Origin of the sequence: Saccharopolyspora hirsuta, assembly GCF_008630535.1 — a bacterium.
Classification (GTDB): domain Bacteria; phylum Actinomycetota; class Actinomycetes; order Mycobacteriales; family Pseudonocardiaceae; genus Saccharopolyspora; species Saccharopolyspora hirsuta.
In genome coordinates, this window is sequence record NZ_VWPH01000005.1 from 38,707 (window position 1) to 56,918 (window position 18,212).

15 protein-coding genes are annotated in these 18,212 nt (G+C 72.0%); 11 read left to right on the forward strand and 4 right to left on the reverse strand.

Annotated features, from left to right (window positions below):
• Nucleotides 1-123: 123 nt before the first annotated feature.
• Nucleotides 124-1,038, forward strand: a complete 915-nt coding sequence (locus tag F1721_RS11005; RefSeq protein WP_246154774.1) for a YeiH family protein — start codon at nt 124-126, stop codon at nt 1,036-1,038.
• 51 nt (nt 1,039-1,089) lie between these two features.
• Here the strand turns inward: F1721_RS11005 and F1721_RS11010 are convergent, their stop codons facing one another.
• Both F1721_RS11010 and F1721_RS11015 read right to left on the reverse strand, forming a co-directional pair.
• The gene (locus F1721_RS11010) at nt 1,090-2,490 is read right to left on the reverse strand and encodes an amidase (RefSeq protein WP_150066533.1); all 1,401 of its coding nucleotides are present in this window, start codon (nt 2,488-2,490) and stop codon (nt 1,090-1,092) included.
• Nucleotides 2,491-3,468, reverse strand: a complete 978-nt coding sequence (locus F1721_RS11015; protein ID WP_150066534.1) for a D-2-hydroxyacid dehydrogenase — start codon at nt 3,466-3,468, stop codon at nt 2,491-2,493.
• A 257-nt stretch (nt 3,469-3,725) separates the two neighbouring features.
• Between F1721_RS11015 and F1721_RS11020 the strand changes: the two genes are divergently transcribed.
• From F1721_RS11020 to F1721_RS11035, 4 genes are all read left to right on the forward strand, one after another.
• Nucleotides 3,726-4,220 carry a DUF3830 family protein gene (locus F1721_RS11020; protein WP_150066535.1) on the forward strand — a complete coding sequence of 165 codons (495 nt, stop codon included), beginning with the start codon at nt 3,726-3,728 and terminating at the stop codon, nt 4,218-4,220.
• 13 nt (nt 4,221-4,233) lie between these two features.
• Nucleotides 4,234-4,992, forward strand: a complete 759-nt coding sequence (locus tag F1721_RS11025; protein ID WP_150066536.1) for a maleate cis-trans isomerase family protein — start codon at nt 4,234-4,236, stop codon at nt 4,990-4,992.
• 118 nt (nt 4,993-5,110) lie between these two features.
• The gene (locus F1721_RS11030; RefSeq protein ID WP_452603523.1) at nt 5,111-5,860 is read left to right on the forward strand and encodes a maleate cis-trans isomerase family protein; all 750 of its coding nucleotides are present in this window, start codon (nt 5,111-5,113) and stop codon (nt 5,858-5,860) included.
• A gap of 14 nt (nt 5,861-5,874) precedes the next feature.
• Entirely contained in the window at nt 5,875-6,567 is a 693-nt protein-coding gene (locus F1721_RS11035) for a GntR family transcriptional regulator (protein ID WP_150066538.1), read from the forward strand.
• Nucleotides 6,568-6,681: 114 nt separating this feature from the next.
• On the opposite strand, the gene F1721_RS11040 is transcribed toward F1721_RS11035, so the two are convergent.
• Nucleotides 6,682-8,163: an NAD-dependent succinate-semialdehyde dehydrogenase gene (locus F1721_RS11040; RefSeq protein ID WP_150066539.1), complete on the reverse strand. Its 1,482-nt coding sequence runs from the start codon at nt 8,161-8,163 to the stop codon at nt 6,682-6,684.
• A gap of 110 nt (nt 8,164-8,273) precedes the next feature.
• Between F1721_RS11040 and F1721_RS11045 the strand changes: the two genes are divergently transcribed.
• Both F1721_RS11045 and F1721_RS11050 read left to right on the forward strand, forming a co-directional pair.
• Nucleotides 8,274-9,524: an aspartate aminotransferase family protein gene (locus F1721_RS11045; protein ID WP_150066540.1), complete on the forward strand. Its 1,251-nt coding sequence runs from the start codon at nt 8,274-8,276 to the stop codon at nt 9,522-9,524.
• A gap of 178 nt (nt 9,525-9,702) precedes the next feature.
• On the forward strand, nt 9,703-10,845 hold the full coding sequence (locus tag F1721_RS11050; protein WP_150066541.1) for an LCP family protein: 1,143 nt from the start codon (nt 9,703-9,705) through the stop codon (nt 10,843-10,845).
• Nucleotides 10,846-10,910: 65 nt separating this feature from the next.
• Here F1721_RS11050 and F1721_RS11055 read toward each other — a convergent pair whose 3' ends face one another.
• Nucleotides 10,911-11,690 carry a lysozyme gene (locus F1721_RS11055; RefSeq protein ID WP_150066937.1) on the reverse strand — a complete coding sequence of 260 codons (780 nt, stop codon included), beginning with the start codon at nt 11,688-11,690 and terminating at the stop codon, nt 10,911-10,913.
• 309 nt (nt 11,691-11,999) lie between these two features.
• Between F1721_RS11055 and F1721_RS11060 the strand changes: the two genes are divergently transcribed.
• The 4 genes from F1721_RS11060 to F1721_RS11075 all read left to right on the forward strand — a co-directional run bounded on the left by F1721_RS11060 (nt 12,000) and on the right by F1721_RS11075 (nt 18,019).
• Nucleotides 12,000-13,751 (forward strand): ABC-ATPase domain-containing protein, encoded by a 1,752-nt coding sequence (locus F1721_RS11060; RefSeq protein ID WP_150066542.1) that lies wholly within the window; start codon nt 12,000-12,002, stop codon nt 13,749-13,751.
• A 116-nt stretch (nt 13,752-13,867) separates the two neighbouring features.
• Nucleotides 13,868-14,530: a phosphoribosyltransferase gene (locus F1721_RS11065; protein WP_387511505.1), complete on the forward strand. Its 663-nt coding sequence runs from the start codon at nt 13,868-13,870 to the stop codon at nt 14,528-14,530.
• A 662-nt stretch (nt 14,531-15,192) separates the two neighbouring features.
• A complete protein-coding gene (locus tag F1721_RS11070) occupies nt 15,193-15,468 on the forward strand; it encodes a hypothetical protein (protein ID WP_246154662.1) in 276 nt (91 codons plus the stop codon).
• 166 nt (nt 15,469-15,634) lie between these two features.
• A complete protein-coding gene (locus F1721_RS11075) occupies nt 15,635-18,019 on the forward strand; it encodes an ATP-dependent Clp protease ATP-binding subunit (protein WP_150066544.1) in 2,385 nt (794 codons plus the stop codon).
• Nucleotides 18,020-18,212 lie beyond the last annotated feature (193 nt).

Sequence of the window (18,212 nt, forward strand, 5' to 3'; positions counted from 1 at the left end):
TACTGCGCGGCGGTGAGGACGGCGAACCTGGCAGTCGTGACGAAGACGTTGAACGCTCCGCGGGCGGGTTTCGCGGTGTTGTGGCCGGGGCTGGCCGTGACCGCCGCGGCGATCGTGGTGTCGATGGCGATCGCGGGTCTGCTCCCGGCGGTGAGCGCGCTGACGGTGGCGGTGGTGGTGGGCATCGTGGCGGGGAACGTGCCCGGGTTCCCGGTGGCGGCGCGGGCCGGTATCGCCTGGTCGACGAAGAAACTGCTGCGCGGTGGTGTGGTGCTGCTGGGGCTGCAGCTGTCGGTGACGCAGGTGCTGGGGTTGGGCGCGGGCACGGTGGTGGCGGTGCTGCTGATCGTGGCGCTGACCTTCGCGGGCACGCTGCTGCTCGGTCGGTTGCTGGGGGTTTCGCGGGGCTTGTCGATGCTGGTGGCGACGGGGTTCTCGATCTGCGGGGCGTCGGCGGTGGCGGCGATGGAGAGCGTGGTCGACCGCGAGGACGAGGACGTGGCCACCAGCGTGGCGATGGTGACGGTGTTCGGGACCGTGTCGATGCTGGGCCTGCCAGCGCTGTTCGCGGCGCTGGGGTTGTCGGCCGAGCAGGTCGGGCGGATCGCCGGGGGCAGCGTGCACGAGGTGGCTCAGGTGGTCGCTGCGGCGTCCCCGGCGGGCGCGGCGGCGGTGGCCATCGCGGTGGTGGTCAAGCTCAGCCGCGTGGTGCTGCTGGCGCCGATGGTGGCGCTGGTCAGCCTGGCCGAGCGGCGGCGCAGCACCGGTGGCGGCAAGCGCCCGCCGATCATGCCGCTGTTCGTGCTGGGATTCCTGGTCGCGGTGGCGGTGCGGAGCACCGGTGTGCTGCCGGAGGCGGTGCTCGACGGGGCCAAGCAGCTGACGACGGTCCTGCTGACCGGTGCGCTGTTCGCCCTGGGCTTCGGTGTCCGCATCAAGGCGCTGCTACGCAACGGCCCCAAGGCGTTCGCCCTGGGCGCCTGCTCGACGGCGCTGGTGACGGCGCTCGGCGTGGCCAGCATGCTCACGCTCACGTGATCGGCCGATGTGGAGGGTCGTCCTGATCGGCGACCCTCCACATCGGCCGGTTCAGCGCGGAGCGCGTTGCCAGGGGCGGGCTTGCTCGAAGGCGCGGGCGGCGCGCAGGACGGTGGCGTCGGCGTGGCGCGGGCCGACGATCTGCAGCCCGATGGGCAAGCCGTCCTCGGTCTGTCCGCACGGGACGCTCGCGGCCGGTTGCTGGGTCATGTTGAACGGGTAGGTCAGCGGCGTCCAGCTCGTCCAGCGCGGTTCGGCCGACCCGGGCGGGACCTCGCAGCCCGCTTCGAACGGCGGGATCGGCACGGTCGGGGTCAGCAGCAGGTCGTAGGTCTGGTGGAAGGCCCCCATCCGCTGGCCGAGCAGCATGCGGGTGTTGGTGGCCTCCAGGTAGTCCTGCGCGGAGTAGGTCAGACCCTGTTGGCAGATCTCGTGCAGCCCGGGGTCGAGCAGTTCGCGCTGCTCGGCGGTGAGGTGCTCGACCGACTTGGCCGCGCCGGAGAACCACAGGACGTGGAAGTCCGCCACCGGGTCGGTGATGCCCGGGTCCGCCTGCTCGACGACCGCGCCGAGGTCCTCGAAGACCCGCGCGGCGTCGGTGACCGCCCGTGCGATGTCCGGGTGCACCGCGATGTCGAAGCCGAGGTCGAGGCTCACCGCGACGCGCAGCCCGCGCACCCCGCCCTCGAGACCGTCCACGAAGGACGTGGTGGGCGGTTCCAGCGCGGACCAGTCGCGGACGTCGGGCTCGGAGAGCACATCGAGCATCAGGACGGTCTCGGTGACGGTGGTGGTCATCGGCCCGGCGTGGGCGAGCGTGCCGTAGGGGCTGGCGGGGTAGTGGGGGATCCGGCCGTAGGTGGCCTTGAGCGCGACGATGCCGCAGAACGCGGCGGGGATGCGCACCGAACCGCCGCCGTCGGTGCCGATGGCCAGCGGCGCCATGCCCGTCGCGACGGCCGCGGCCGCGCCGCCGCTGGACCCGCCCGCGGTGCGCGCGGGGTCCCACGGGTTGCGGGTGATGCCGGTCAGCGGGCTGTCGGTGACGCCCTTCCACGCCAGCTCCGGGGTGGTGGTCTTGCCGACGAACACGGCGTTGTGCTCCCGCAGCCGGGCCACGGCGGGGGCGTCGACGCTCCACCGCTGGTGCGGGTCGATGGTGCGGGAGCCGCGCAGCGTCGGCCAGTGCTCGGTGAGGAAGATGTCCTTGATCGAGGTCGGCACCCCGTCCAGCCGTCCCGCGGGCTCGCCGCGCTGCCAGCGCTGCTCGGAAGCGCGGGCCTGCTGCAGCGCCCGCTCGCCGTCGACCAGGCAGTAGGCGTTGACGGCCGGATCGGCCTCGGTGATGCGGTGCAGGACGGCCTCGGTGGCCTCCACGGGGGACAGCTCGCCGTCGGCGTAGGCGGCGAGCAGTTCGGGAGCCGTGAGGTCGGCGGGCTGGGTGTCGGCCATTCAGTTCTCCGTTCCGCTGATGTATCCCCGCTGCTTGTCCACGACGTTGGTCAGCTGCGCGCCGTCGGTGAAGGCGCGCAGGTTGGTGAGGAACAGGTCGACGAGCTCGTCGACCCAGCCGACGGTGTCGCCGGACATGTGCGGGGAGACCAGCACACCGGGCATCTCCCACAGCGGCGAGCTCTCCGGCAGCGGTTCGGACTCGAAGACGTCGAGCGCGGCCCCGGCCAGCTGCCCGGCGCGCAGCGCGGCGACGAGGTCGTCCTCCACGACGAGCTCGCCGCGGGCGACGTTGATCAGCCGCGCCCCGGGGCGGCAGTGGGCGAGGACCTCGGCGTCGACCAGCCCCTTGGTCTTCTCGGTCAGCGGCGCGGCCAGCACGACGTAGTCGAAGGCGCCGATGACGTGGGCGAGGTCGTCGGAGGCGTGCACGTCGCCGAAGTCGGGGTCCTCGGCGCGGCCGGTGCGCCCGGCGCCGGAGACGCGCAGCCCGGCGGCGGTGAGCTGGCGGGCGATGGCGCGGCCGATCGGCCCGGTGCCCACGACCAGCACGGACTTGCCCGCGATGCGTTCGGTGACGCGGTGCTGCCACTGCTTGCGGTCCTGCAGGCGCAGCGTGGTGTGCATGTCCTTGGCGAAGGCGAGCACGGTGCCCAGGACGTACTCGGCCATCGGCTGGTCGAAGACGCCGCGGGAGTTGGTCAGCACCACCTCGGAGTCGCGCAGGGCGGGGAACAGCAGGCGGTCCACCCCGGCGCTGGCGGCGTGGATCCAGCGCAGGGAGTCGGCGTGCGGCCAGGCGTCGGCGATCGCCCCGGAGCGGAAGTCCCAGACGAACAGCACGTCCGCGCCGACCACGGCGGTGGGCAGCTCGTGCGCCTCGGCGTAACGGAGTTCGGTGCTGGCTCCGATGCGCGCCAGCTCCGCGGGCGGGTTCCCGCCGTGCAGGGCCACGACGGTGGGAGTGCGGTTGATCATGTGCCGACCTTAGGGGCTGGTGGGGGCCGGGCGCCGGTTGCGGCGCGGCGCGGGCGTGGCGCGTTTCGGGCGGGTTTCCGGTCGCAGGCCTGGGAAAACACACTCGGGCGGAGGCATTGACACGCTAGGAAGCGCTCGTAGGATTGTCAACAATCCACGGGTACCCTCGGCGGACGAGGTGATTCCCGCCCAGTCCCGCGGGCGGGACCGGAGGAGATGAGTCAACAGTCCCCACTCCTTGCGAACGGAAGATCACGATGCCCAGGTACCTGTCGATCACGCTGGAGAAGCGCGGTGTGTCCTGCGTGGCCGAGTTGCTGGACAAGGACGCCCCCCGGACCTGCGAGGCGGTGTGGCAGGCGCTCCCGCAGGTCGGGCCGGTGCACCACGCCAAGTACGCGCGCAACGAGATCTACACGATGGTGCCGCGGTTCGCCGCGGAGGAACCCGGCCAGGAGAACCCCACGGTCACCCCGATCCCCGGCGACGTCGTCTACTTCTCCTTCCCCGGCGGGATGCTGGACCGGGCGTTCAAGGAGGAGAAGGGCATCCACGAGCTTCCGGGCGTGATCGACCTGGCGATCTTCTACGGGCGCAACAACCTGCTGCTCAACGGCGACGTCGGCTGGGTGCCCGGCAACGTCTACGCCACCATCGTCGACGGTTTGGACCGGATGGCCGAGGCGTGCAACGACGTCTGGCGCTCGGGCAGCGTAGGCGAAACCCTGCGCTACGACCGCTTCGAGAGTTGACGGGAGCGCCGACATGCCGCCTGACTTCCTCGGGGCGGTGCCCGGCCCGCAGCCGCAGCGCGGCGTGGGCGTGATCGCTCCGTTCGACCTGGCGCTGGACCGCGAGCTGTGGCGGTGGACCCCGGCGGAGGTGTCGCTGTACCTGACCCGCACCGCGTTCGTGCCGGTACCGGTGACCGTCGAGCAGGCCAACCTCGTCTCCGACGAGGCTGCGGTGCACAGCGCGACCCGCGACCTGCTGGTCCCGGAGCCGGAGGTGGTGGCCTACGCCTGCACCTCCGGCAGCTTCGTCAACGGGGCCACCGGGGAGCGCACGCTGGTCGAGGTAATGCTGCAGGCCGGTGCCCCGGCGGCGGTGACCGCGTCGGGCGCGCTGGTGCAGGCGCTGCAGATGCTGGGCATCGGCCGGATCTCGGTGGCCACGCCCTACGTGGCCAGCGTGACCGACCGGCTGCGCGACTTCCTCGACGAGTACGGCATCGAGGTGGTGGCCAGCGTCGGGCTGGGGCTGCTCGGCCAGATCTGGAAGGTCGACTACCGGCAGGTGGTGGAGATCGTGCGCTCCGCCGACCGGCCGGAGGCCGAGGCGATGTTCGTCAGCTGCACCAACCTGCCCACCTACGACATCATCGGTCCGCTGGAGCAGGAGCTGGGCAAGCCGGTGCTCACCGCCAACCAGGTCACCATCTGGGCCGCGCTGCGCCTGATGGAGCTGCAGGCCGTGGCTCCCGAGCAGCGGTTGCTGCAGGCAGTGGACGCGCCTGCCGCGTAAAGATCGAGTCACGAGCACATGACCGCGGCGAACCGTGCGGTAACATTGTCAACAATCGACCGGTCGCCTGATGGTTCGCGGCGGTGGCATTCCGACGTCGACAAGGATGGAGCACCCGGTGCCGCACACCGCAGGAATTCTCTACCCCGGCTACAGCGCCGAAGACGACTACCCGACCCTCGAACGCCTGCTCGGCGATGACGTCCGCCTGCCGCTGGTGCACACCCTCATGCGCGAGGACGCCCACCGGGTGGACGCGCTGCTGGACATCGGCTCCGAGGAGGTGCTGGCCGACGGCGCCCGCGAGCTGCTGTCCCGCGGCGTGCAGTCGGTGATCTGGGCGTGCACCTCGGGCAGCTTCGTCTTCGGCTGGCGGGGCGCGCGGGAGCAGGTGGAGAAGTTGCAGGCCGTGACCGGCCTGCCGACCTCCAGCACCTCGTTCGCGTTCGTGCACGCCGCGGCCCGGCTGGGGTTGCGGCGGGTCGCGGTGGCCGCGACCTACCCGGCCGATGTGGCCGCGAAGTTCGAGGACTTCCTGCAGGCCGCCGACCTGGAGGTGGTGCGGTTGTCCAGCCGGGGCATCATCACCGCCGCCGAGGTGGGCACGCTCGGGCGCGACGAGGTGCTGTCCTTCGCCGCGGCCAACGACGACGACCGGGCCGATGCGCTGCTGATGCCGGACACCGCGCTGCACACCGCGGCGTGGCTGGACGAGCTGGAGGAGGAGCTGGGCAAGCCGGTGCTCACCGCCAACCAGGTCAGCGCCTGGGAGGCGCTGCGGCTGGCCGGTGCCCAGCAGGCGCGCGATGGATTGGGAGAGCTGTTCCGCAGCGGAACAGGCGGGGAGCGCAGTGGCTCCCCGGATTGAGGAGATGGTGTCAGGTGCTCGGGACCGACGAGCAGTACCAGCAGCCGGGTGAGTTAGAGCCGGTGCAGCGCAAGTCGACCGCGGCGATCGTGGCCGACCAGCTGCGCGCGGCGATCATGTACGGATCGCTGCCCCCGGGCAGCCAGCTGGGCGAGGCCGAGCTGGCCGCCCGGCTGGGCGTGAGCCGGGGACCGCTGCGGGAGGCGATGCAGCGGTTGGTCGCCGAAGGGCTGCTGCGCAGCGAACCGCACCGCGGGCTGTTCGTGATGGACCTGGACGCGGCCGACGTGCAGGACATCTACCTGGCGCGGCTGGCGGTGGAGCGCGCCGCGTGCGAGCAGATCGTGCGCCACCACCGGGTGGAGGCGGTGGCGGAGCTGACCGCGGCCCAGAGCCGGATGGTCGCGGCGGCGGGCAAGGGCGACCCGATAGAGTTGGCCGACGCCGACCAGGAGTTCCACGAGACCCTGGTGCGGGTCTCCGGCAGCGCGCGCCTGCAGCGCATGGCGCAGACGCTGCTGGTGGAGAAGCGGATGTGCCTGACGGCGCTGCAGGACAAGTACCACGCCGACGTCCAGGCGCTGGTCGACGAGCACAAGGGTCTGGTGGACGCGATCGAGGCGGGCGACGAGCAGCTCCTGCTCGAACGCCTCGAAGCCCACATGACTGACGCCTTGGAGCGCCTCAACGGCTCCCTGGCGAGCTGATCCCGCCGCGCTGTCGGCGTGTCGCGGCCCGACACGCCGACAGCCGTCCGGCGACGCCGCGATTTCAATGGAAATCAGACGTGCGAATTCCATTGAAATCGCCGACGCGGCGAGTCACAGGCCGCCGATGGCGATGTACTTGGTCTCCAGGAACTCGTCGATGCCGACCTTGCCGCCCTCCCGGCCCAGACCGGAGTGCTTGACCCCGCCGAAGGGCGCCGCCGGGTTGGACACGATGCCCTGGTTGAGGCCGACCATGCCGCTCTCCAGCGCCTCCGAGACCCGCAGCGCGCGCTGCAGATCCCGGGTGTAGAGGTAGCTGACCAGGCCGTACTCGGTGTCGTTGGCCTGGGCGATGACCGCCTGCTCGTCGGTGAAGGTGGTGATCGGCGCGACCGGCCCGAAGATCTCCTCCCGGCTCATCCGGGCCTGCACCGGCACGTTGGCCAGCACCGTGGGCCGGTAGAAGTAGCCGTCGCCGTCGGCGGCCCCGCCGCCGGTGACGACCTCGGCGCCGTGCTGGACGGCGTCGTCGACCAGGTCGGTGACCTTGCCCAGCTGGGCGTCGTCGATCAGCGGCCCCACCTGCACGTCGTCGCTGACGCCGCGGCCCATCCGCAGGCCCGCCATCCGCTCGGCCAGCCGCCGGGAGAACTCCTCCGCCACGTCGGCGTGCACGTAGAACCGGTTGGCCGCGGTGCAGGCCTCGCCGACGTTGCGCATCTTGGCCAGCATCGCGCCGTCGACCGCGGCGTCGAGGTCGGCGTCGGCGAAGACCAGGAACGGCGCGTTGCCGCCCAGCTCCATGGACACCCGCAGCACCTGGTCGGCGGACTGCTCGATGAGCTTGCGGCCCACCGCGGTGGAGCCGGTGAACGACAGCTTGCGGGCGCGTCCGTCGCGGATCATCGGTTCCATCAGCTCACCGGCGCGGCGGGAGGTGACCACGTTGAGCACGCCGTCGGGCAGGCCCGCCTCCTGCAGGATCTCGGCCAGCGCCAGCATCGACAGCGGGGTCTGGTGGGCGGGTTTGATGACCGAGGTGCAGCCGGCGGCGATGGCCGGGCCGATCTTGCGGGTGCCCATCGCCATCGGGAAGTTCCACGGGGTGATCAGCAGCGCCGGGCCGACCGGCTGGCGCATCACCAGGAACCGCCCGGTCCCGTTGGGGGCCACCGCGTAGTCTCCGCCGATGCGCACCGCCTCCTCGGCGAACCAGCGGAAGAACTCCGCGGCGTAGGTGATCTCGGCGCGGGACTCGGTCAGCGGCTTGCCCATCTCGAGGGTCATCAGCAGCGCCAGGTCCTCGTGCCGGGACATGATCAGCTCGTAGGCGCGGCGCAGGATCTCCCCGCGCTCGCGGGGCGGGTGCTTGGCCCAGCGCGGCTGCGCCTCGGCCGCCGCGGCGAGCGCGGACAGCCCGTCAGCGGGGGAGGCGTCGGCCACCGAGCACAGCGCCCGGCCGGTGGAGGGGTCCTCCACCTCGTAGCTGCGGTCGGCGGTGGCCGGGCGCCACTTGCCGCCGATGAGCAGCTGTTTGGGGGCGGCCTCGACGACGGTGGCCTCTCGAGGGTGCTGTTCGGTGGAAATGGTCATGGCAGCGCGAACCCTTCCGGCTCGGACGGTGGACAGCGACGCTCGGTGATGGTTGCATGACACCCGAGATTGTCGACAATCCTACATTTTCACAACGCTTGGAGTCGATCATGGCTGAGCTCTCGCCGGCGCTCAAGCAGGCCACGCCGGTCCTGGCCGCCCGCGGTGAAGGGATCTACCTCTACGACGAGCAGGACCGGCGGTACCTGGACTTCACCGCCGGAATCGGGGTCACCAGCACCGGGCACTGCCACCCGCGCGTGGTCGAGGCGGCGCAGCGCCAGGTGGGCACCCTGATCCACGGCCAGTACACGACAGTCATGCACCGCCCGCTGCTCGAACTGACCGAGCGGCTCGGCGAGGTGCTGCCGACGGGCCTGGACCGGCTGTTTTACGTCAACTCCGGCAGCGAGGCCGTCGAGGCGGCGGTGCGGCTGGCGCGGCAGGCCACCGGGCGGCAGAACATCGTGGCCCTCCAGGGCGGCTTCCACGGCCGCACGATGGGTGCTGGGGCGCTGACCAGCTCCGGGACCAAGGTGCGCGCCGGGATCGGCCCGATGATGCCCGGGGTGGTGTTCACCCCGTTCCCCGAGCCCTACCGGCACCGCTGCAGCGAGGCCGAGGCGGTGCGCTTCGCGCTGGCCGAGTTCGACCAGCTCCTGGTCACGGTCAGCGCCCCCCGCGACACCGCGGCGATCATCGTCGAACCGGTCCTGGGCGAGGGCGGGTACCTCCCGGCGCCCCCGGAGTTCCTCACCGGCCTGCGCGAGCGCGCCGACCGGCACGGCATCCTGCTCATCGTCGACGAGGTGCAGACCGGCGTCGGGCGCACCGGCCGGTTCTGGGGCCACGACCACGCGGGCCTGCGACCGGACATCCTGATCACCGCCAAGGGCCTGGCCAGCGGCTTCCCGATCTCGGCCATCGCCGCGCCGGAGCAGCTGATGAGCCAGGCGTGGCCGGGTTCGCAGGGCGGCACCTACGGCGGCAACGCGGTGGCCGCCGCCGCGGCGATCGCCACCCTCGACGTGGTCCGCGACGAGAAGCTCGTGGAGAACGCCGCCGAGCAGGGCCAGCGGCTGCGCGACGGGTTGCGCGGCGTCGCCGCGCAGCACCCGGTGATCGGCGACGTGCGCGGGCTCGGGCTGATGCTGGCCAACGAGTTCACCGCTCCGGACGGCACGCCGGACGCCGCCACCGCGGCCCGCGCGCACGCGGCCGCCGCCGAGCGCGGCCTGCTGCTGCTGACCTGCGGCCCGCACGGCAACGTGGTGCGGATGATCCCGCCGCTGATCGTCAGCGCCGACCAGGTCGACGAAGCGGTCGGGCTGTGGGGCGAGGCGGTCGCCGCGGCAGTTTGACCAGCGACCCGGGGTGGCGGGTGTGATCTGGGCCTCGCGCCCGCCACCAGCCCAAACGCGCGGGTGCTGGTCACCGTTCGATAGCGGGGGCTGCCCGGTGGCCGGTCGTCTGGAATGCTGCACGCCAACGATCGACGAGTGCGGGACGCGCCCGCACTGGACCGACGCAGGTGTGAGCATGAGCGACTGGTCGGCTGGTCAGCAGCCGAGAGGCCGGAAGCCGCAGGGCGGCGGCTACGACTACTACCGCGGCGCCCGTCGCCCGGACGGGCCACCGCCGGGCCGTCGTCCACCGCCGCCCCCGCCGCCCCGGCGGGGACACCGGCCGCCGGTGGACGACGAGCCGCCACCCCGCCCGCCGCGCCGCCAGAAGCGGTGGGGACGGCGCATCGGCATCACGCTGGTCGTGCTGGTGCTGCTGCTGGGCGGCCTGGTGATCTACTTCGACAGCACCCTGCAGCGCACCGCGGCGCTGGACTTCGAGGGCCAGTCCCCGGACTCCTCGGGCACCAACTGGCTGCTGGTCGGCTCGGACAGCCGCGAGGGCCTCGACGACGCGCGGCGGGAGGAGCTCTCGGCCGGTGACGCCGGTGGGCGCCGCACCGACAGCATGATGCTGGTGCACATCCCCAGCGGTGGCGGGCAGCCCGCGATGATCAGCCTGCCGCGCGACTCCTACGTGTCCATCCCCGGCCACGGCAAGACCAAGCTCAACTCGGCCTTCTCCTTCGGCGGCCCGCAGCTGCTGGCGCAGACCGTGGAGCAGGCCACCGGGGTGCACATCGACCACTACGCCGAGATCGGCTTCGGCGGGTTCGCCGACCTCGTCGACGCCGTCGGCGGGGTGGAGATGTGCCTGGACAAGCCGATGAACGATGACATGGCCAACGTCCACCTGGAGGCCGGCTGCCAGACGCTGGACGGGCCCAGCGCGCTGGGCTTCGTCCGGGCCCGCTACTCGCTGCAGGGCGGCGACCTGGAGCGCGCGGAGAACCAGCGCAAGCTGCTGGGCGCCCTGGTCAAGCAGGCCACCAGCCCGACCACGCTGTTCAACCCGTTCCGGTTGTTCCCGCTGGCCTCGGGCGCGAGCAAGACGTTCCTGGTCGACGACGGCGACCACCTGTGGCACCTGGCGTCGCTGGCGCTGGCGCTGGGCGACATCAGCGGCGGCGAGGGCGTGACCACCAGCGTGCCGTTCGGCCGCTTCGGCCGGGACGCCAACGGCGGCTCGGTGATCGTCTGGGACTCCGACGGCGCCGCGCGGATGTTCGACGCGATCGCCAACGACCGGCCGATCCCGCCGGACCTGCTCGGGAAGTGACCGAACACGATGTGGGCCGCCCCCGGAACCCCGGGAGCGGCCCACATCGCCGTTGGGAGGGACGATCAGGATGCGAAGCGCCGCAGCTGCTTGGCGTTGCCGTTGAAGGCGTCCTGCCCACCGGGCAGCGGGCCCTGGTCGCCGTGCTGCCAGATGCTCTGGTAGTCCCAACCGGCCGGGAGCTCGCCGATCTGCGGGGCGTAGCGGGCGATCCACAGCGGGTTGTTCGCGGCGAAGTCGGGGTTGGCGCCGGTGCAGCGGTTCCACCAGTCGGTCGTGGTGTAGATGACCGGGAAGCGGCCGGTGCGGGCGTGGTAGGTGTTGGAGAAGTCGGCGATCCACCGCGACATCGCGGCCGGGTCCAGCCCGTAGCAGCCGTCGCCGTAGGGGTTGTACTCGATGTCCAGCGCGCCCGGCAGGGTCCGGCCGTCGCGGTGCCAGCCACCGCCGTTGTCCACGAAGAAGTTGGCCTGCTGGGCACCGCTGGAGCGGTCGGGCAGTCCGAAGTGGTACGCGCCGCGCACCATGCCGACCTCGTGCGAGCCGTTGTACTGCTGGTTGAAGCTGCCGTTGCGGAACCCGGAGCCCTCGGTGGCCTTGACGTAGGCGAAGCGGGCACCGTCGGCCCAGGCCCGAGGCCAGTCCACATCGCCCTGGTGACCGCTGACGTCCATTCCGGACACCACACCCGCGGGCAGCTGCGGGGTTTGGGCGCTGCGGGTGCCGGGCAGGCTGTAGCCGGCCCAGGCCCCGTTGGGGTCGTGCGGGTCGAGCAGCGGGGCGCTGCGGGCGTTCCCGGGTGCGGCGTATGCGGTACCGGTGGCCAACACGGCCGCGGTGACCAGCGCTGCCAGCAGCCCTGGCGTCCTACGTGGACGACCGGAGCACCGGGAGCGCCGGTGGTTCTTGCCGAACGAACGTCGCACTGAACTCGCCTCCTCACCGACGCGGAACGTCGATCGGAGCCGGGCCGTTGGACCGGCGGGGGCATGGGGATCTTCTGGCGGTCGGAGAATAACGCGGCCCCCCTGGTGCCGCTGTGTTCCGACGCGCCGATTCGCCGGGTTTGCCCGGTGGTGCCAGTCCACAGTGGTGTGCGGGTGACGCAGATCTCCCGATTGGAGAATCCCGCCGCGGTCAGGTAGGTCTCGGGCATGGCACAACGAGCGGGTGGCCCCGGAGCGGGGCGGCGCGGGTACCGGCGGCGACCGGACGATCGCGAGTTCGCCGGTGGTGATCGCGGGGACGAGCAGGCGCTCCGGCAGGAGCTGCGGGCCGCGCACGGCGCGAGCTACGGCCGCTACAAGTCGCTGCGGGGCCGGTGGTCCTTCCCCGGGTTCACCCTGGAGGTCCAGCGCGTGCAGCCCGACCCCTACGCCCCGGCCAGCCGCTGCGAGGTCCGCGTCGCCGAACCGGTGGCCGGGTTCCCCGAGCAGCTCTGGGGCGAGCCGGTGCGGGCCCGGGCGCTGGCCGGGTACCTGGTGCGGGCCGCGCACCGGCGGCTGCGCGACAGCCGACTTCGGGTCGACGCCGGTCGCCAGCAGGTGCTGGACCGCTCGGCCTGCCAGGTGGTCGGCGGGGAAGTGGTGCTGCGGTTGGGCATCGACCTGCCGGGGCGGGGCCGCACCATCGACGGCCGCCAGGCCGAGCGGGCGCTGTGCGACGAGCTGCCGGGGGTGGTCGAGACCGCGCTGCGGTGGGCCACCGCTGATCAGGCGCGGGTGCGCGAGTTCGTGGCGTCGGTGGAGGACACCGACGCGCTGCGGCGGCAGCTGCCGGAGCTGGGGTTGATCGCGTTCGTCGCCGACGGCGCGATGCTGCCGCGGCGCAGCGGGGTCGACGAGCGGCCGCTGTCCGACGGGGTGCCCTTCGAGTCGCCGGAGTCGATGCGGGCGGCGGTGGAGCTGCCCAACCGGGGCCGGGTGACCGGGATGGGCGTGCCCGAGGGGATCACGCTGATCGTCGGCGGCGGGTTCCACGGCAAGTCGACGCTGCTGCGGGCGCTGGAGTTCGGCGTCTACGACCACGTCCCCGGGGACGGCCGGGAGCTGGTGGCCTGCCGCGAGGACACGGTGAAGATCCGCGCCGAGGACGGGCGGCGGGTGCACCGGGTGGACGTCAGCCCGTTCGTCAGCCACCTGCCCACCGGCGCGGACACCACCGACTTCTCCACCGACAACGCCTCGGGCTCGACCTCGCAGGCCGCGGCGATCGTGGAGGCGGTGGAGGCCGGGGCCAAGGTCCTGCTGGTCGACGAGGACACCGCGGCCACCAACCTGATGATCCGGGACGCCCGGATGCAGGCGCTGGTGGCCAAGTCCGCCGAGCCGCTGACGCCGTTCGTGGACCTGATCCGCCCGCTGCACGCCGCGCACGGGGTGTCCACGGTGCTGGTGATGGGCGGGTCCGGGGACTACATGGACGTCGCCGACCAGGTGGTGATGCTCGACGCCTACCGCGCGCACGACGTGACCGCCCGGGCCAAGCAGCTGGCCGCGCAGCCCACGGGGCGGCACTCCGAGGCGGAGTCCTTCCCCCCGGTGCGCCACCGGGTGGTGGACCAGCGGTCGATCCCCACCGAGCGGCCCAAGGTCCGCGCTCGCGGGGTGGACGCGCTGACGCTGGGGGAGTCCACAGTGGAGCTGCGCGGGGTGGAGCAGGTGGTCGACCCCGCGCAGGTGACCGGGATCGGCCTGGCGCTGGTCAGCTTGGCGCGGCGCGGGGTGCTGGACGGCGAGCGGACGGTGGCCGAGGTGCTGGAGGCCTTCGCGGCCGACGTCGCCGAGCGCGGGGTGGCCGCGGTCGACGACCGCTACGTCGGCGACTTCGCGGTGCCGCGCCGGTTCGAGCTGGCCGCGGCGCTGAACCGGCTGCGGGTCCTGCGGGTCTCCGGGTTCCGCGGCTGATCCGGCTCGAACCGCGTTCCGGGGTTTCGCCCGGCGGTGTCGGGCGGGCATCATCGAGATGAGCGGATTGCCCGATTGCTGCCGCGCGGAGGTGCGCGGCGGACGGGAGGCGAGCGATGCCTCGCATGGGTTTCCCGGAGCGGACCACCACCGGCTACACCGACCGCAGGCACGCCGGGCAGGTCCTGGCCCAGCGGATGAGCGGGCTGGAGCTGGTCGACCCCGTCGTGCTCGGCCTGGCCCGCGGTGGGGTGCCGGTCGCGGCGGAGGTCGCGCGGGTGCTCGGGGCGCCGCTGCGGGTGTGCGTGGCGCGCAAGATCGGCGCCCCGAGCCAGCCGGAGCTGGCGGTGGGGGCGGTGACGGCCGACGGTCCGGCCAGCTACGACCCGCACCTGGTGCGCTCGTTCCACCTGGACGAGCAGACCCTGCAGGCCGCGTGCGAGCGCGAGCGGGCGGAGGCCCGGCGCCGGGAGCAGCTGTTCCAGCGCGGTGAGCCGCTGCCGCTGACCGGCCGCGACGTGGTGCTGGTCGACGACGGCCTGGCCACGGGCGCGACGGCCCGGGCGGCGGTGCGGATGCTGCGCGAGTCCGAACCGCGCAACGTGGTGCTCGCGGTCCCGGTGGGCTCGCCGGACGCGGTGGCCCTGCTGCGCAAGGAGGCGGACGTGGTGGTCTGCGTGCTGCAGCCGGTCGGCTTCGCCGCGGTGGGGCAGTGGTACCGCGACTTCAGGGCGACCACGGACGAGGAGATCCACGGCATCCTCGCCGAGTTCGCCTGATCCCCCTTGCTGGGGCGGACCGCACCAGCAAGGCTCCGCAAGAGTCATTTGCATCTGTGGTTTCAGTGTCAATCGAAAGAACCGCTCCGCAGTTGGCCGCACCCGCCCAGAAGTCCAGACCGAAGACCGCTATGACCGGGGGAGGGGCCCGTCGCCTCGAAGCTCCCGATGTACCTGCGGGAGCGCCCTGCAGGCGAAGGGGAGGCCAACGACTGTTGCCCTCGGCGCCGCGTGCTGGTGGGAGGAGCGGAGAGCGCTCGCGGCGAGGGGTGGGGCCGCTCTGAGGTGGATCTCTCCCGGCACATCCGGAGCACGACCAGCATTGACTTTGATTGTCTCTCTGGTTTCAGTGTCCACCAAAATTAATCCTCCGGATCAGCTTGCACCAACCCCGGCCCGGACGCGATAACCTCAGCTGCACCTGCTCCTGCGTTGCGGAGTCCTGGGGATCGGGTGGTTCGCCGCCACCGGTTGGGGGTCTTCGGGCGCGTCGGGGTGGAGTTGGGCATCGGTTTCGGGTTGATTGGGTCGCTATGACTTCCGCTGGACATTCCGAGAGCACGCCGTCGCAGGCGGGTAGGCACGCGCCACCTCGGCGGTCGGGGACGAGACGGGGTGAGGAATCCGGCGAGCAGGGGTACTCGGCCGAGGTCGCCTGGCAGGTGGGCGAGGCGACGGTGGCGCTGGGCGAGCGGTTGCGGGATCCGTCGGTGCCGCACGACGTGCCGGAGATCGAGCGGGTCATGCGCGGGTTCTCGCTGACCGTGGAGGGCATGTCCGCCGGGGTCGGCGGGGTCACGGAGTGGTTGCGGGCGGCCGGGCACGTCGGTCCGCTGTCGGGGCACGCGAGCGTGATGGCGGAGCGGTTGTCGCACATCGGCAAGGAGCTGACCCGGTTGGCGGAGGCGATCGAGAAGGCGCAGAAGCGGGCGAGCTGAGCCGGGCGGTCCGGCTCAGCGGGGTGGGTGTGCTCGGCGTTGCCGGGCTGCTCAGTATGTTGGTGCTTGCATCGCGGCTGCGGTGATCGAGTTGTGCTGGTCCGCGGCTCTCCGGTGTTGGGGGTGCGCGGGCGGGGCTGGTGCGTGTGGGTGTGGAGGTGGCCCTGTGGTTCGCGGCAGTGTCGGTGATTCCTCTGCCGCCTTCGATTCGCTGTTCAGCGAGGTGTTCTCCGGGGCGGACGGGGCAACGGCCGCGGAGCGCTCGTTCACGTTGGGCTCGTTGCTGGACGAGCAGGCGCACGAGGTGGTGTCGAAGGCGGTTCGGGCCACTGTGGACTGGGGTGGTCGGGAGCTGGACAGCGCGCACCTGCTGTGGGCGGTGACGCAGGTTCCGGCGACGGCCGAGCTGCTGGTGTCCTCCGGGGTCCGGGTGGAGGAGCTGGCCGCTGCGGTGCGCTCGGCGGTGGTCGGGCAGGAGCTGTCGGGTGCGGGGCGGCCGGTGCTGTCCTCGGCGGCGCGGCGGGCGTTGCTGGGGGCTTATCAGCAGGCGTTGAGCGAGGGCGCTGATGTGGTCGGGGCGCGGCACGTGGTGCTGGGGCTGGCGGCGGATGCGGATTCGGTGGCGGGTCGGGCGTTGGCGCGGGCGATCGAGTTGGGTGATCGGGGTGGGGCTGGGTCGGTGTTGAGCGTGACGCCGCGGCTGGACGAGTTCGGGTTGGACCTGACCGAGCTGGCGCGGGCCGGTCGGTTGGACCCGGTGGTGGGCCGGGACGCCGAGATCGAGCAGGCGATCGAGGTGCTGGGGCGGCGGTCGAAGAACAACCCGGTGTTCGTGGGTGATCCGGGGGTGGGCAAGACGGCGATCGTGGAGGGGCTGGCCCGGCGGATCGTCGAGGGCGCGGTGCCGTGGTCGTTGGCGGATGTGCGGGTGGTGTCGCTGGACCTGGCCGGGATGGTGGCCGGGGCGAAGTACCGGGGTGAGTTCGAGCAGCGGTTCCGGGACGTGATGGCCGAGATCCGGGCGAACCGGGACAGCGTGCTGGTGTTCATCGACGAGCTGCACAGCATCGTGGGTGCTGGTGCCGGTGAGGGGTCGATGGATGCGGGCACGATGCTCAAGCCCGCGTTGGCGCGCGGTGAGCTGCGGTTGATCGGGGCGACGACGGTCGAGGAGTACCGCAAGCACGTGGAGAGGGATCCGGCGTTGGAGCGCCGGTTCGCGCCGATCATGGTGGAGGAGCCGTCGGTGGCCGACACGGTGGTGGTGCTGGAGGGGTTGCGGGAGCGCTACCAGCGGCACCACCGGGTGCGCATCGATGATTCGGCGCTGTCGGCGGCGGCGGAGTTGTCGCAGCGCTACATCGCGGACCGGTTCTTGCCGGACAAGGCGGTGGACCTGCTGGACCAGGCGTGTTCGCGGGTGCGGTTGCGGCGCGGTGGTGAGGTGCGGGAGTCGGCGGTGTTCGAGCCGACGGTGGTGGCCGATGACGTGGCCGACGTGGTGGCGTCGCGGACCGGGATTCCGGTGGCGGACGTCAGCGCGGCGGATGTGGAGCGGTTGCTGGGGTTGGAGGAGCAGCTGCGGTCGCGGGTGGTGGGGCAGGACGCGGCGGTGGCGGCGGTGGCCGAGGCGGTGCGCCGGGCGCGGGCGGGGTTGGCGGATCCGGACCGGCCGATCGGGAGCTTCCTGTTCCTGGGGCCGACGGGGGTGGGCAAGACGGAGTTGGCGCGGGCGTTGGCGCACGCGTTGTTCGGGGACGTGCAGCGGTTGTTGCGGTTGGACATGGGGGAGTTCCAGGAGAAGCACACGGTGTCGCGGCTGGTGGGGGCGCCGCCGGGGTACGTGGGGTACGGGGAGGCCGGTCAGCTGACCGATCGGGTGCGGCGGCAGCCGTACTCGGTGGTGCTGCTGGACGAGGTGGAGAAGGCGCACCCGGATGTGTTCAACACGTTGTTGCAGGTGTTGGACGCGGGGCGGTTGACCGATGCGCAGGGTCGGTTGGTGGACTTCCGCAACGTGGTGGTGATCATGACCTCGAACATCGGGGCGGATCGGATCGTGGATGCCGGTGCCGATGCGGGGGAGTCGGCGTTGGTGGTGCTGGAGGAGTTGCGGGCGTTCTTCCGGCCGGAGTTCATCAACCGGATTGATGATGTGGTGGTGTTCCGGCCGTTGGCGGGGGAGCAGTTGCGGCGGATCGCGTCGTTGTTGTTGGAGCGGACGGCGGCGCAGCTGTCGGCCAAGGGCGTGCGGTTGGTGGTGTCGGATGCGGGGTTGGACTGGTTGGTGGAGCGGGGGTACCAGCCGGAGTTCGGGGCGCGGCCGTTGCGGCGGGTGATCGCGCGGGAGCTGGACAACCGGTTGGCGTCGATGGTGCTGGGTGGTTCGGTGTCGGCGGGTGATCAGGTGTCGGTGGACGTGGTGGACGGGGAGTTGTCGTTGGTGGTGTCGACGGTGTGGGAGCCGGTGTCGGGTGGTCGGCACGCGGCGCCGAGCGGTCCGGTGGAGGTGGTGCGGGAGCCGGTTCAGCGGCACAGCGTGTTCGGGTGAGCGGTCACGCTGTGCTGCGGGTGGTGGGGCGCGTTTGGGGTGTGAGGGTCGTTTGGTGGGGTTGGCGGCTGCTGGTAGTGGTGGGCCAGGGCCTGGTTGTCACACGAACGTGGTGAGCCTTGTTGGGTTGGCTGGTGGCTCTTACGGTGGGGGTTGCGGTTGAGCAGCCGCCACGGAGCACCTCTTGCGTGGA